General features: G+C 38.8%; 7 protein-coding genes. All 7 read right to left on the bottom strand.

All coding sequences use genetic code 11. The annotated features are described in order from the left end of the window. Positions 1 to 537 precede the first annotated feature (537 nt). Positions 538 to 699, bottom strand: coding sequence for a hypothetical protein (locus T335_RS22260; RefSeq protein WP_156943664.1), 162 nt, complete (start codon positions 697 to 699; stop codon positions 538 to 540). 41 nt (positions 700 to 740) lie between these two features. After that, entirely contained in the window at positions 741 to 2,069 is a 1,329-nt protein-coding gene (locus tag T335_RS0109340; protein ID WP_026477313.1) for a helix-turn-helix domain-containing protein, read from the bottom strand. Between the two features lie 257 nt (positions 2,070 to 2,326). After that, a complete protein-coding gene (locus T335_RS0109335) occupies positions 2,327 to 3,934 on the bottom strand; it encodes a CTP synthase (protein WP_026477312.1) in 1,608 nt (535 codons plus the stop codon). 261 nt (positions 3,935 to 4,195) lie between these two features. Continuing rightward, the gene (locus T335_RS20295) at positions 4,196 to 5,587 is read right to left on the bottom strand and encodes a S41 family peptidase (protein ID WP_034328130.1); all 1,392 of its coding nucleotides are present in this window, start codon (positions 5,585 to 5,587) and stop codon (positions 4,196 to 4,198) included. A gap of 30 nt (positions 5,588 to 5,617) precedes the next feature. Then, complete coding sequence (locus T335_RS0109325) at positions 5,618 to 7,090, bottom strand: S-layer homology domain-containing protein (protein WP_026477311.1); 1,473 nt, start codon at positions 7,088 to 7,090, stop codon at positions 5,618 to 5,620. A 15-nt stretch (positions 7,091 to 7,105) separates the two neighbouring features. Next, the gene (locus T335_RS0109320; RefSeq protein WP_026477310.1) at positions 7,106 to 9,910 is read right to left on the bottom strand and encodes an S-layer homology domain-containing protein; all 2,805 of its coding nucleotides are present in this window, start codon (positions 9,908 to 9,910) and stop codon (positions 7,106 to 7,108) included. A gap of 94 nt (positions 9,911 to 10,004) precedes the next feature. Then, positions 10,005 to 15,962, bottom strand: a complete 5,958-nt coding sequence (locus T335_RS0109315; RefSeq protein ID WP_026477309.1) for an IPT/TIG domain-containing protein — start codon at positions 15,960 to 15,962, stop codon at positions 10,005 to 10,007. Between the last annotated feature and the right edge of the window lie 226 nt (positions 15,963 to 16,188).

Here is a 16,188-nt window from a genome sequence, read left to right as displayed (position 1 = left end):
GTTGTAACCCCCTTCTTCAAACCAACCAGACCTTTAAATTTATAGACGCGGAGTTTATTAATTATGTCCGCCTTCTATAGATGAAATTATACACCGACCTTTTTATTAGGTCAATGCGTGGAGCGAGATTGTAATATAACTGTAATAATGTTTCCCCTCCATGTCATATGCAATCTCTACATGATTCATTATACACGGTTGGCAATCAAAAAACCATTACAGTAGTATTACAAGTTTTTTGCACCTACATTACAGGATAGGCATACTTTCCCAACTTTAGGTGTCCACTTAATAAGTATTCGTCATTTAAGTAAAAATTCCTTTTTTTTCTTTAACATTTTTGGAATTTTTTTAACTATCCTACCTTCTGTATTAACACATTCCAGTAGTTTTAATCATTTAATACAACATTTCTCAATATTTTATCACCTAAACGTACAAAGACCCCGCTCTATACATTATATATGAGGTTATTTCATACGTAATCTACACTTAAACACTTACTCTTATCTATACTATAAATAAACCGTGTAACGACTAATCTTCTACTGGATTTGGATCTTGCTGAATTGTAATAATTCCGCCCACATTGGTGTCTTCTAACTTAAGGTCATATTCATAACCCCAACGGAAACCTAATCCGCCAATTATTACTGATGCAATAATCATAGATGCTACTAAACCCTTAATTTTTTTCATTATATATTAACCCCCTATTTAATATTGAGAAATATAGACTATTAATTTGTTAGATAATTTTTGCGAATCTTACTCAAATATTTTGATACTTTTTCTTTTTCACCTAGACCTAGATATACATCACAGTAAAAACTGTAAAGATCATACTTATAAATATTAATATCCTTATCTGCCATAAGTTTCTCTATCGTTTCTAAATGAACTAATGCAGTATCAAAATCGTGAGTTCTAACGTAAAGGTCTACAAAAGAAAAGTGCATCTCTATTATAAACTCTTGTTTTGCAACTTTTTCAGCTAAACGCAGTCCATTTTCCAACAAACTAGATACAACGTCATATTCCTCTAGTAAATTATAACATTTCGCTTCCTTTAAATATAGTCCAGGTACATAATTTACATTTACGTCGTGTTTTAGACTAACAGCTTTCTTTATGTATAACAATGCTTCTTTTGGTTCTCTTTTTTGTAGGTATAACTCTCCAAAGTTATCGAATAAAAGAAACAAAGTCTCTTTATCTAATTTTTTCTCATCATTTAGTATTTTTCCGTATATCTTCAACGCCTTATCAAAATTATTTATGTCCCTGTAAGTATTACCTTCAAGCAATAAAATTTTATCAGCTAAAGTTTTATACTGAGGATCATTCCATTCTAAGTCGTTAAACATACTAATATGACTTAAAGCTAAATCATATCTTTTAAGTTTACGATAACATAAAATCTGATTATAAACGGAAAAAGCTTTTCTTTTCTCCTTATCTTCTGGTTGATGCACCCTAGCAGTATCATAAGCCTTTAAATAATGTACTAGAGCCGAATCTATAGCCATCTGCATTTGATATACGTTACCTATAGAGCTATACATCCTTCCCACTGTGCTATGGTCCTGTGTCTGTAGAGAATAGTCTAATACATCTAAATACTCTTTTAGGGCTTCGTTGTACCTATAGCCCCTATAATAAAAATCTCCCCTAATAATCTGTAGTTCTGCCTTTTCCTTTTGTAAGCCCCATTCATTAATTAAGCCGATAATCTTTTCAAAGGTGTTTTCCACCAGTTGCTCATCTACATTTCCGTTATTAATTGCCTTTTGTAGATGGTCTAGGTCTTCTTTAATAATTCGCTTTGCCTCTTCTTCCTCTGTTTCCATTAGGTATTCGGCGGTAATTTTTTTGCCGATTCCTTCATAATATACATTTAAACAGTCGGCAATAATGCGGGCAGTATTCCAAGTTAAATTACGCTTGTTGCTTTCGATCATACTTACAATACTTTTTGATAGTTCATCGTTTGTCAGATCATCCTGCGTTAGTCCCATAGCCAAGCGAAGCCTTCTAATCTTCTCCCCTGGCCCCAAACGTTTTACCATTTTCAATACCCCTCCCCTTTTCTACAACCGTAATCTTAAATAACAGTTAACTTTTAGTATGTCCTATTACTATTTATATAGCTTGTTTGCCTATTCCATTACTATAATAACTAATTTATATGGCTTTTTCAATATATTTTTTAACTAATTAGAATTTTATGTTATTTACCGTATAATATATTTCGGGTTTATGATATTTTTTTATTCATACCAAAAGCCTACTATGGGGTAATAGTAGGCTTTTGAGCTAAGTAGGGTTATTTCAAGCTTTTATTTACCGCTGCTTTAATAAAGTCTCTAAACAGTGGATGGGGTCTTGTTGGTCTAGATTTGAATTCTGGGTGGAATTGTCCACAAACGAACCACGGGTGGTCTTTTATTTCCACAATTTCTACAAGTCTTTCATCAGGAGAGATTCCACTAATGATCATACCTGCTTCGGTTATTGCATCACGATACTGATTATTAAATTCGTATCTATGTCTATGTCTTTCATAAACAAGGTCTTCTCCGTAGACTTCCCTCGCCCTTGTATTACCGTAGATTTTACATGGATAAACGCCTAGTCTCATTGTTCCACCCATTTCTTCTACATCTTCTTGTTCTGGCATTAGGGCTATTACTGGGTTTGTTGTTGATGGATTCAGCTCAGCGCTGTGGGCATCCTTTAACCCTAGAACGTTTCGAGCAAATTCCACAACAGCCAACTGCATCCCTAGACAAATTCCAAATAGAGGAACTTTGTTTTCTCTGGCATATTTAAGGGCCTGTATCTTTCCTTCTACCCCTCTGTCGCCAAAACCACCTGGTATTAAAATACCGTCGGCATCCTTTAATAGGGCTTCTACTGCTTCTTCTGTTACATCGCTGGCTTGTACCCAATCTATTTTTACCTCTGCATCGTTGTAGATTCCTCCGTGGGTTAGGGCTTCAGAAACCGATAGGTAGGCATCTCTTAATTCTACATATTTACCAACTAAAGCGATCTTTATAGACCTTGAAGGGTTTTTATGTTTACTAACGATTTCTCGCCATTGGTCAAGTTTTGCTTCCCCTGCCTTAAGCTTAAGCTTGTCTATTACAAGCTTGTCTAAACCTTCTTCTAAAAGCAGAAGGGGTACTTCATAAAGACTTTCTGCATCTAGGTTTTGGACTACACTGTTGGCATCAAGATTACAGAAGAGTCCGATTTTTTCCTTCATATCTTGAGATAGGGGCCGTTCTGCACGACAAACGATAATATCTGGCTGAATCCCTATACTTCTTAGTTCTTTAACACTATGTTGAGTTGGCTTTGTTTTAAGTTCTCCAGCTTTACCAAGATAAGGCACTAGGGTTACATGAAGATACATTACGTTTTCTGTCCCTACATCATATTTAACTTGTCTTATAGCTTCTAAAAAGGGTAGACTTTCTATGTCACCAACTGTTCCCCCAATTTCGGTGATTACGACATCAAAGTTACCTTCCTTTGATACACGATAGATTCGTTCTTTGATCTCATTTGTAATATGGGGTATTACCTGCACTGTTCCCCCTAGGTAGTCTCCCTTTCTCTCTTTAGAGATGACAGACCAATAGACTTTACCTGAGGTTACGTTGCTGTTTTTACTTAAATTAATGTCGATAAATCTCTCATAATGACCTAAATCTAAGTCGGTTTCAGCACCATCATCAGTCACGAAAACTTCCCCATGTTGATAGGGGCTCATGGTTCCTGGGTCAATGTTTATGTAGGGATCAAACTTTTGGATTGATACCTTTAAGCCTCTACTTTTTAAAATTTGACCTAATGAAGCAGCTGTTATTCCCTTCCCTAAAGAAGAAACAACCCCACCTGTGACAAAAATATACTTTGTTGACATGAAAAAACCACCCTTTCTAATACAATTTGGAATAGAGATGAGGAGATTATGCAATTTCCTCAGATATATGTTGAAAAATTAATTACTATGGGGTCTATACTTAGAATTGAATAATATTGAAGATTTCATACGTAGAAAATCCAAAAAAAGTGAGAGGTCACCCCAGAAGGGTGACCTCTTTACAGGGCACCCACCTTGGGTGCAATCAACCATAATATTTTATAACATTATATTTATACATGTCAACTAATATTTTAAATTTTATTTCGCTTCTGCCAAATCTACTTTACCCCTTAAGTAATCTAGGGCAAAACTAAGTTGTTGGTCATTCTCTTGGCTGTATAGGGTTTCAACGAATACTTCATAAATCTTCTCTTGTAATGCTACTGTTAGATGGGTTGGTTCTTCTAATCCGTTGTCCTTTGCAAAGGCCATAAGAGCCTCCATTGTACCCTGCTTAAACACACCTCTGCTATCGCTTATTGAATAGCCTAACCCCTGTAGCCTTTGTTGTATCCCCAAAACCTCTGGGCCCCTTATCCCTTGGTAGATATCTTTAGTAGCCCTTCTCGTTACGATGTTACCAATATCAACATGGGCTGGGAACCTTGCTACTTCATAATTTGGTTCGACACCTACACCGTCGATCACTGTTTTGTTTGGTGAAAGATAACGGGCTTCTGTCAGCTTAAACCCGCCATATTCATCTAAAAAGTAAATTCTTTGCACCGAACCTTTTCCATAGGTTGTTTGTCCAATTACTACCCCTGCACCAGAATCTTGTATTGCCGCTGCTAAAATTTCTGATGCACTGGCACTTCCTTCATTAGCTAATACAACTACTTCTTTATAGGTAAAGTTAGTTGCAAAGGATTGATACATCATTGCATAGTCTCTATATTCAACATGAAGAATTGGTCCACTTTCTACTAATAATCTTGCAATATCTACTACCGAGTCTAACATTCCCCCTGGGTTGTCTCTTACGTCGATAATTAGACGGTCGATCTTTTTACTTTTGAAAACCGCCAGTGCTTCGAGGGTTTCATCGTAGGTACTTTCGTTAAACTCTGTTATCTTTAAGTAACCGATGTCATCCATTATTTCATAGCTTACTGTTTTTAAAGTAATGTGTTCTCTAGTCATGGTGTATCTTATCGTTTCACTAGCGCCTTCCCTCATAACACCAATTGTCACCTTTGTTCCTTCTGGGCCTCTAATTAAGGTAACTGCTTCATCTAATGTCATTCCCTTTACCTTTACATCATTAACATGAATGATTTCATCCCCTGCCTTTAAGCCAGCTTTAAAACTTGGCGAACCTTCTATCGGTTGGGTGATGTAAATCTTTCCCTCTCGTTCTTCAACGTAGGCACCGATGCCTGCATATTCTCCAAAAATCCTTTCAAGGTACTTTTCAAACACATCGGCAGAATAGTACATACTATGGGGATCTAAATGGGCAAAGATTTCTTCTGGCGTAATCCCCGTTAGCTCTTCTACTGTTATTTCATCAACATATCTTTCAGAAATAAAGCCTTTAATTTCTTCTAACAGTTCTGGTGGCATGTAGGTTGCTGCTGCAACAGGAGTGATGGGCACCATTATCAATATTACTGACAACATTAATGCTATAATTAATTTTTGTTTCACTATTCCCACCCTTTCTTAGTAAGACCAATTTTAATAGTTTAGTATTCTTTCTCTATAGTCGTATCTAAGTTCTCTTTGAAGATAATGGATTAGATTTGTTAATAGGGTAGTTGCTTCTGCTTTAGTTAATGGTTTTTGAGGTTGGAAGTAACCATCATTTGTTCCGCTAACTAAAGAAAGCTCCCTTGCTACATAAACCGAATCCTTCGCCCAAAGGGGGATATTAGCATCATCCCTAAAGCCTGTATTATATCTTTGTATAGGTGCAAGATTTTCAAAGCCCAATAGTCTTACAATAATCGTGGTGGCTTCTGCCTTTGTTAAAGTCTGGTTAGGTAAAAATAGGTCTTGCCCTAAGCCTACCATAATGCCCTTCTCTTTAACTGCCTTAATATATTTATGGTTTGGGTCTTGTCTACTTACATCTAAGAAAACCCCTGCTTCTTGCTGTTGAGCCTGTATACTTCTTTGTCTTTGGGGTTCTTCTTCTAGTTCTACCCCCATAATAACTGCAACTGCCCTAGCAAAGTCTCCCCTTGTCATAGGAAGGGATGGACCAAAATAGGAGCTATTTGGGTATACTGCCTCTAGACTTGCCAATAGTAGCACATTTGATTCTGCCCAGTGGCCTTCGATATCCCGCATGTGGGGAATGTTTAAGCGCTTGTTTACTGGGTTTGTATCTAGACTAAAGCTATTGCTTCCCAGGTTTCTCTGACTTAAAAGGTTGCCATCTGCCGAAAAACGGGGCAGATCGTAGGTATACTTCAGTACGTTTTCCTGCTGCTCTGTTAATAGGTAGCCTCCTCTAAAGCTAATTTGAGATGGCGCATTGGCTTCATAGGCATAGTCTAGGGTGCGATTATGCACGGCCTCTACTGTTGCTGTACCCTGCCATTTTAGGGGGTCGTCTCCCCTTCCGTCATACTGAATAAAGTGTTGTAGGGTTTGGGTTTCTGTTGTGCCCCAATGTTGTTGGTAGCCAACGGTAGACCCCTTCGTTTCCACCATAACGTTACCTTCGTTTCGATTAATTGTATAGTTTTTTCTACCGTCCCAGTTACCAGCAAAATAGGTTACTCCTGGCTTTATTTCATGGATATTAGACTTACTCCATTGACTGCTTTTTTGATCGGTTTCAAACTTTAATGGCCCTATATCAATTACTTCTTTAAAGTTGGTAACTGCAAAAACCTCCTGTTGCTGTTTACCATTGTTGGTAATGGTTTTTGTAATGGTGGCATTACGGGTCATTTTTGCTTCTTTTTCTATATTCTCTAGCCTGTAGGTATATCGTTCTGTCACCACATTGTTTCTAACGGTTGTACGAATATCAATTGTTCCTGTTAGAAGGATGGGTTCTCCTGTAATGAAAATGACTTCACGATAGAACATTTCATTTTGGATCCCCCCCTCATAACCTGGAATATCTAATGCAAAGCTGCTTAGACTAAAGGTAAATATGAGGAAAAGTGACATAATGGTTATAATCGTTTTTTTCATTTTCACCTCTCCCTTCTACTGTTCTACAATTACAATATAAGCATCGTCATGGGTTGATACATTTTTACTCTTAATTACATATACCCTTGCCCGTTCCCTTAATCGATAGAATTCTTCACGATCGATGGGACGGTCGTTTACGATGATGACTGCCTTTTCCATTGAAACGGTTTCTTCTGTTCGAACTGCTTCCCATCGATTAGAAAGGGCGTTCCAATGACGAAGATTTGTTAAGGTTATTTCATTTGTATCTAGGTTGATACTACCGATATCTGCAATAGCACTATGGTTGGTATTAACTAAGTTTTGATAATGGAGATGCTGAGGTGTTAGGTTAATAGAGATAACCTCTTCTGTTGTTTCTCCGTTGCGGGTGGTTTCCTTCACCACCACAAAGGCACTTTTACCTACATAATGATTATTTCTAATCCTTGCCCTTAAAATAGGGTCTTGAATCATATTAGGGTCGATAAACCTTGACCTTAAGAATATGCTACTTTCTATTTCCACCTTTATTTCACTATCATAAATATAACTATCTTCTGTTACGGTTAATTGTTTTGGTCTAGTTACTTCAGACCATTTATGATCTTGTAGTCTAAGATAGTCCATTTGATATGCTAGTCGACCAAGGGTAATGCTATAGTCGGCCATGCTTTCAATTCTTCCTCGATAAACTACTAAACGGGTTCCATCTATTCTGTCATCTAATAATCCGTCATATTCTATAGCAATAAAGGCTGCGTTTCTAGCGCCTTGGTTGAGGTCAGCCACAAGATAGATACTTTGCCTGTTTTCAAGGTTTAAGATATCCACTAGACGGTTGTTTTTAACAACGATTGTCCCTTGGTTAAAGTTTACAGAGCTGTTGTCTACCACCATTCGATTGCTGCCAAATTGCAACCCTGTTACATGACTTTCATAAAGAAGGGTAGAGCCATCTTTTACTGTAACCTTTGCTGCCTTTTCACTACCAAAGCTACTTTCTACCGCAACATAGACTTCCTTGCCTCTGTACTGACTTAACTGTGCTAGGGTAAGTCTTTCACCTTGATAATAAATTTGATCTTCAACCCCAAGTTTAACCTTCTGTTGGTTGTGGGGGTTCCACCTACCGTTTTCATATTGGGTAACGGTGTTAATGATCATTTCTTTATTTCTTTCACTAACAGATTCTAGCGTACCCCGATAAACCCCTGTAATGTGTCTTTCATCGTCTTCTACCCTTATTTGGGCAATGTCTGCACTGTAGATATCATCGAAATGTAGGATAACTCGGTCTCCCACCTTCACTTCAAACAGGTTTGCACGATTACCATTTCTCGTTACTGATGTATTAGGTAAAATACGATATTTTTCTCTTTCATTACCTACCCTTAATTCAATTTCGTTGGAATTAATTAGTAGTACATCCCCTACCTTTGTTCTGCTTCCTGGTGGAATGTATCCATGAAGTAAGGGGTCTTCATCTAGATAGGCTTCAATGATTTCAACCTGTCCTTGTCTGAGGGTTACCTTTACTTCTTGGCCATACATTAAATCCCCTAACCCTGCCTCTTTTCCATTAATGGTTACTTGGGCAAAGGAAGGAAGGTCGAACAAATGTCTTTTGTCGTTAAAGTCTGATATTGCTAGTCGGTTATTTTCTGGGTCTGCTACTTCTATAAAGCCCTCTACTGTTGTAATGCTGGTAGGAACTACTCTAGCATAGTTAATTCTACCATTTCTAGTAATGTAATAGTGGATGACATCTCCCTTATTAAGTAGGGTGGATGAACTGAAGGCCCCATGTTTTTGGACAAAGAACTCTTCTCCACTGGTGGTGTCGATGGTTAGATAATTGGTGCTATTGTCATTGTTTAATACTGTAAAAATTTTTTTATGATTTCCTTGTTGTTGTACTTCTTCAATTTCTATGATTCTTCCTACCAATTTTGTTGTACCTCTTCTTGGTAAAAGATCATCATTAATATTAAACAAGATTTGTGCCATTTCTGCCCTTGTTAGGTTTCCCCTTGGTGAAAAGGTATTGGAGGTTATTCCAGACATAACTTGGTTTTGTAAAATGGCTTCGATCATTGGAATTTTTCCTGTATCTATTTGTCGCCAGTCGTTAAAATTATAGACGCTTGCAATATTCTCTCCATAAAGGGGTTGTAGATTTAATGCCCTTGCCACCCATACTGCCACCTGTTGTCTTGGTACTGGTCTGTTCCAAATGGCTGTTGTAGCAATATTGTCTCTAACTTGTGCTTCTAGGGCAGCAAATTCTTGGGGTGTAAGGTCTCTCCCTTGATATCTATTTAATTGGTTCTGTATTTCGTTTTCTAGATTTTCCTGCTGTTGGGGTGTTAAATTTAGAATTTCATTTATTTCTTGATTAGTGATGATTCCTTCAGCAGTTGCCACCTGTACATATCCTTTACCCCAGTTTTGAACAGCACTTAGCACCATAATGTTCCTTACATTGGCTGGCGCTTGGTTTTCGCCTAAACGTTGGGCCTCTTCTTCTCTACCAATGGCTCTAACTAAAACTGTAAGGGCTTCTAGGTAGGTAAGGCTTCCATTTGGTCGAAAGCTGGTGGCGTTGGGGCCCTTCATAATTCCCAAACCCGCCATTTCATAAATGGGCACAATACCCCAATGGCCTTCCACATCATTATATCGATAGTTGCTTAGTTGGGCTCGGCCATTCTCCATCCCTTGATAAACTGGATGGGAGGTATATCCTTCTATTCCAAAGGCGTTAATGGGAATAAACTGAAGGAGTAATAATATCACCAATATTAAGCTGTGTCTTTGCTTTAGCTTCTTCTGCATTGGTTTTCTCTCCAATCTGTAAGGGGAGATTACTCTCCCCCACTGGTGTTTATATTTTGATTATTATTTGTTTAAAATTTGATTATTTTTTTGATTATCTTTCTGATAATAGTATAAACCTACCCTTTTGACGAATACTTACTTTTTGTCCATCCCCTACTTTAGTAAAGCTATGGCGGGCTCCACTATATTCTCCTACGAACAATCTATTTCTATTGGCTGTTGGATAAGCCATAGCATCGTAGTTTAAGGAGATCTCTGCTGGTCTTAAAAGGGTGCCAATTTCTGTTATATTTCTTCCCACCTGTAGCTGGAAGGAGATTTCATAAGCTTCTGATGCTCTTCGGTGGTTTCTGTCAATGGCTGTATAAAGGGATGTTGCCGGTGCCCCTGTAATTCTGGTTACTTCTATTCTAACATGGGCATCGTTTAAGCTGCTTTGGGGCACTTGACTCACTTGACTTGTGTAAAGGTCCCTTGGGTTAACGGTAAAACTCATCTTACCATCGGTGATGGTAATTGGTCTGTGGAGGGTCTGTACTGTCGCTACTGGAATAGCCACCACAAATTTATTTTGATTATTGTATTGTGATAAAGAGAAATCTAGCAGGTAGGGGCTTGAACTTGGGCTTATTTCATTCTTCCCTATAGTACGGATTACTGTTCCGTTACTGATTTCTACCTTACCTTCTCGATCAAGTTTTTGTTGTTCTTGATTCAACTGATCGTTTTTATCTTGTAACTGTTGATCTTCCCTTTGGTTAAAGGTTCTAACTGTAACCTCTGCAAATTCGATGGCACTTCCATATTGGTTCATTGCCCTTACCATAAAGGTATATTGGGTGTTTGGTAGAAGGCCCCTTACTAGATATTGGGCATCTCGTGTGTCCCCTATAAAGGTATATCTTGCATCTGTTGTTCTTTTAGCATAGACTTCATAACGATCGGCTTTATTTAAAATCTCTGGGTCTGATTCTGACCAAATTACCGTTACTGAAGACTCTGCCCCAGGGATGGCTTCTACTATCAATGGCTTTGTTGGTATAGGGATACGATATTCAAAGTCATCGGAAGGCTCGGAAACTCCACCATCGGGGTTAACAATAATTAGGCTACTGTTTTGTAGGTCTAGGGCTTCATTAAACCTCACCTTAATGGTACCTGCATCCTCCACCACCACGCTGGCGGCTTCTTTTCCACCAATTACTGCTACCTTACGGTTGTTTCCGTTGGCATCTGGAATATCGATCCCTCTTCCATTTACGGTGTCTCCTGCCTTAACATCATTTTCAGAAACGACAGTTCCTCCGATAATCACCTTTGCCCCCTGTTGGAACATCTCTCCCGTTATGGTAACGATGGTTTCGGTATCATTTGTAAAGATTCTATTTGGATCTACTGTTTCTATTCTAGGTTTACTGATATAAGTAAAGGCATCGGTGGCGATGGCTCTACCGTGGTCATAGTTTATTACTTCTATTGTCTGTTTTCCGACCCTACCAGCTGGCATTATTACAACAATGGCTTGTGGATCATGTTCTAATATATTCGCTTGGGGAACAGGAATTCCACCCACCAAAACGCTTACGGTTTTAGGGTTACCTTGACTGTCTTCATCTTTAAATTCTGTCCCTTTAATTGTTACCTTTGTACCTCCTATTACAGACCCTTCTGCTGGGGTAACATTGGTAATTGTAGGACTACTTCCTTCTGGTATATATCTAAAATAGAAGGGATTTCTAGTCTGGGAAGGCGGAACAACGTCTCCGTAGGCGGCTCCTCCATCGGTATTAATTACCAGTATTCGTAAATGTGACCCCACTGTATTGGCTACTGCTGCAGGTACCACCACAATCAATTCATCGTCATTAGGGCTTTTGGTTCTAATTTCTGCCTCTTTGTCTCCAATAAAGACCTTAACCCCTGATCTAAAGTTCTCCCCTTCAATAATTATTGGAGAACCTCCAACTGGTGATGCTGAAACTTCTTCTATGGTGAGGGCTGGATCTTGAGCCGCACCATTTAGGCTATTGATGGTTCGAGTTGTTGCCGGGATAATATTTGTAATAATTGGTGCCCTAAAGGGGTTTGTAAAGTTAAATTGTGATGTTGCAAATTTACCATCGGCATTAAATACTCTCAATTGCTGTTGTCCAACTGCTGCAGCAGGAGGGGTTACCAGTGTAATTCTTGCCTCTCCCTCTACCCGTTTTATGATCCCTAGCCTTCTAGTTAAGATTAGGTCATTGTTTTTAATTTCAATTTTAATTTGCTCGTCGGCTAAACCTAATGTGGAATCCACTTCATTCCATGGTACTCTAACAATTAGGAACTCTTCTTCTTCTATCACTCTAAACTGATTGGTTTTCTCGGTAACACCATCCTTGTAAACCATTAGTTCGTTTCCTGGTGTAGCCTCTTTATAGAATAGACTGATATTGTAATTGGCTGCATGGGCGTCGTACTTGACAATGATATCGCCTACCCTTACTTCCGATATCCCCGAAAAGATATCTGCTTTATCAGTTTCATTTCCAAATACAACATGTAACCCGTTGGATACAAAGTCTCTACCCACTATGGTGATTTCACTGCCCCCCAATAGGCTTCCTTGGTTTGGCAGAACCTGTGTGATGGCTGGTTGTTTAGAACGATATTCGAAACCATTCCTTAGGTTAGCGGTAGCACCGTCAAAGTTAATAACGGTAACATCGGTTCTTCCTGCGGCGTGGGCAGGTGTATTCTCTACTATGATTAGGTCTGCGGTTTGTACGCCTGTATAGGCGCTACCATCTTGCTTTGCGGGCAATACAAAGGTAATATCCTTCTCTTCCACCTTGATTCCACCAAAATAGACTGCTGGCAACTTAATATTATCTTCGTTACCATCTTCGCCAAAGTCTGCTCTAAAGTTTATCCCCGAGATCATAACTCGATCTCCCCCTGCTGTATTTCCTATATTAGGGGTAATTTGAGTAATACGGGCATCATAACCTGGGTTTACATAAACATATCCATTATAATCGGTGGCAGAACCGCCGTTGGTATTTAAAACGGTGACAGGCACAGTTACTTGATTTCTACTACCCATCTCCCCACCATAGGCAGGCACATAGGCCCAAATGGTTCTGGCGTTGTTACTTCTTCTATATACTTGGGCTTCTTGGGTTCCAAAGAATACTTTTACCCCTTCATTGAAGTTTTCCCCTTGTATTTCTACAATATTTCCACCTCTGTAGTCCCCTAAGCTTGGTTCTATGCTATTAATCCTTGGTCTTGTTACCACATCGATAAAGGTAAAGCCCCGTTTAACTTCATGGCTTCCTAAATCGGGATTCACCACTCTTACGTCTAAAGGCGCATTCATAAAGAAGGGTTTACTTGTGTCCTTTGGGTCTGGTATTAATACATAAATGGTTTCTGTATCTACCACTGCTACGTTTCTACCGTAGGTTCTAAGTGGCCCATCTGGTCCATAAACAACAGGTTCTTCTCCCGCAGGAGGATTAAAATAATCGTTTATAAATAAAGGTGCCTCCAGTATGTTACCATCAGCATCTCGAGTAGGATGGTAGCTTCTATTTATATCCTTTCCATCGATCAGAACGGTGGTTCCTCTTCGATAAGCCTCTAAAGGATTGTTTGGCTGTGGTGCAAAAAAGCCGCTACCTTTAATAATGACTAAGCTTCCCTCGCCTCCCACATTTGGGATAATCCTCTGAATATATGGCTGACTATGGGTTTGAATAAATTCAAAGTCAGCAGTATCAAATCCCCCATCGGGATTAATAACCTGTAGCTGAGTTTTGCCTACCCTTCCCTGTGGAGAGGTGAAGGTAATTGTTCCCCTTGCAACATCTATTGTTCTATTGGTGATGATTTCTCCATCAATGGTTAAGATGGCCCCCGGTTGGAAGTTATAACCCCTTACCACAACCTGCTCTGGTCTTCCTACTGCAACCTTATCAGGGGAAACCGATTGGATGTCGGGTCTTAGGATTGTTCCCTCATCAGGAGTAATATATTGAAATTCGTTGTCTTTTCGATCTCTTCCGCCTGTTGTTCCTGTCGTACTGGGGTTAAAGACAATTACATCGGCGTAACCGTTATAGTTGATAGCCCCTGCTGGAATGGTAAACTTAATTTTTGTACCTGTTGTTACAGCTTGTCCATCAACAATGGTATTGTTGGCTGTTAAGACCTGAAAATCGAAATCTGCCTGATGTTCATCTCCTAAATTGGTTCCATCGGCTCGATCACTGAAATAATAAACACTTTGCCCATCTTTATTTTTAGTAATCACCTTATACTTTTGTTGGGCATCTCCTATGTTCTCACTACCAATGATCACCATCGGATAGTGTCTAACCCCACCAGAATTGCTTACTCTAAAGTTTGTTCCCTCGATGGTAGCTGTGATATGCTCTGTAAAGGGTCCTCTATTTGGAACTAACCTAGTAATGGTAGGTGTATGCATATCTGGCTCAAACTCAAACTCCACCCTTTTTTGTGAGGTATAAGGGGCCTCTTCAACAATATAGCTAAGCTCCGTTATGGAGTCATCTGAGTTGACTCGATAATGCACTGTCTCTGTTCTTACGGATATTGGGTATTTCCCTGCCTGACTTACTTTACTGGTTCTAACCTGCAGGATAGAAATATCCTCTTGAGCTGATGGCGTTGTTGAAAAGGGGATTGTGACGATGTCTGCCGGTAGCCCGATAATAATATTAATTTTACGCTCAACATATTCGTTAGCCTTAACTTCATACTTAAAATATTTTGCTCTTGCATCAATATCTTTAAAGAAATCCAAATCATCTGGGTTGCTAATCAGCTCCACCGATTGGAAATCTCGATAGGTTAAACCCTTTATATTGTTAACAGGAACAACATTACGAACCCGAAGGGAATCGATTAGCTTTTCTTCGTTGGTATAAGCTTTATCAGGATCGGCATCTATAACTTCTAATATAGGTCCTTCCGCCAAAAGATATTCAAAGTTTGTATGGTGGGTATAGGTATCACCGTCTAAATTTCTAATAACGATGGGTTTTTGTCCGCTGGTGCTCAAGGTTGGCACCACCACCTCTATCCCTCTTTTCAATTCAGCTCCTTCATAGTAGGTGAAGGTTCCATCACTAAAGCCACCTTTATTTCTCGGTGCTTCTACCCCTCCAACAAAAACTTTTGTTCCGCTATCCAACAGGGGCGTAGAGTTTTTAGCTTTAATTCTTACGATGGTGCCTGCTGTCCCTTGCAATGGAGATATGCTTACCTCTTCTAGATCAAGGGGGTTTGCAACATTAATAGCATTTCTTACAATATATCTCATTTCTACATTGGTACCGGTATTCTTTTCGAAAATTAAATTTTGATTGTTGCCTGCATCTAGTAAATCGATATCGGTATCAATTATAATTTGATTTGTTTTTAAAGGGTCTGCCAATGTATAGGATACTAATGTATTACTTGTATCTGTTCTTGAAATCCGTAATTGATAAAGGCTTGGGTTAAAATTGCTTCCGTCTACAGCAAACTTTTCTCCCTTAAGTACTGTTACTGGCCAAGAAGCGGGGCTCATTTCCTTTACACGGTCTACCTTCATAGGGTTAAAGTTATCCGCTGGTAATTCAAAGGGTTTGTTAATATCTATAGGAGTAGTGGTTCCATTTTGTATAACCCTAAAGTACACTGTGCCAGTAGCACCGAAAATACTTTGGATACTCTGGTTTCCTTCCAGCATTAGGGCAACATTACTGTTATTGATTACTCGAAGTTGTTCCTCAGAGATAGTCTTTCTAACGACATTACTGCCGCCAACCTGCTGAACTACTTGAATCCCATCGATGTTCCTTAGAAAATCTCCATTGAAGATTACTTCGTATCTATTTCTGGGAGCTCCATTTACGTACTCGAATTCTTCAACAATTGTTATTTTGTGAATAGCTGCCTTTACTTCCTCCCCATATACTTCCGGTAGGGATAGATTCGTAAAAAGTAGATTGAAAAGCATCAAGATTAGTGTCGTTATGGCTATTTTTCTCCTCATATTTTGTCCTCCTATATCTTTTTTCCTATGTAAAAACCTTATACTCTTTGCCCCTATATAAAGTTGGGTTTTCCTTCTTCCTTTTTTCAACTTCTCTAATTATTTTATCGGTATAATTACCATAAATTTATAGTAGTATATTCTGGTAAATTCCGCATTTTTTTATATTATAGCATAGGGATTTTGCAAATTCCCTCCCCCTTCGACATTTGTCATAAAAATGAAA

Origin of the sequence: Alkaliphilus transvaalensis ATCC 700919, assembly GCF_000621485.1 — a bacterium.
Taxonomy (GTDB): Bacteria; Bacillota; Clostridia; order Peptostreptococcales; family Natronincolaceae; genus Alkaliphilus; species Alkaliphilus transvaalensis.
Note: the sequence above shows the minus strand (reverse complement) of the source record. Positions and strands in the feature narration are given on the sequence as shown.

What these genes read in the sequence shown, in the direction of transcription:
- T335_RS0109340 (WP_026477313.1), bottom strand. Translation starts at nt 2,069, where the DNA reads ATGGTAAAACGTTTGGGGCCAGGGGAGAAGATTAGAAGGCTTCGCTTG.
- T335_RS0109325 (WP_026477311.1), bottom strand. Translation starts at nt 7,090, where the DNA reads ATGAAAAAAACGATTATAACCATTATGTCACTTTTCCTCATATTTACC.
- T335_RS0109335 (WP_026477312.1), bottom strand. Translation starts at nt 3,934, where the DNA reads ATGTCAACAAAGTATATTTTTGTCACAGGTGGGGTTGTTTCTTCTTTA.
- T335_RS22260 (WP_156943664.1), bottom strand. Translation starts at nt 699, where the DNA reads ATGAAAAAAATTAAGGGTTTAGTAGCATCTATGATTATTGCATCAGTA.
- T335_RS0109320 (WP_026477310.1), bottom strand. Translation starts at nt 9,910, where the DNA reads ATGCAGAAGAAGCTAAAGCAAAGACACAGCTTAATATTGGTGATATTA.
- T335_RS0109315 (WP_026477309.1), bottom strand. Translation starts at nt 15,962, where the DNA reads ATGAGGAGAAAAATAGCCATAACGACACTAATCTTGATGCTTTTCAAT.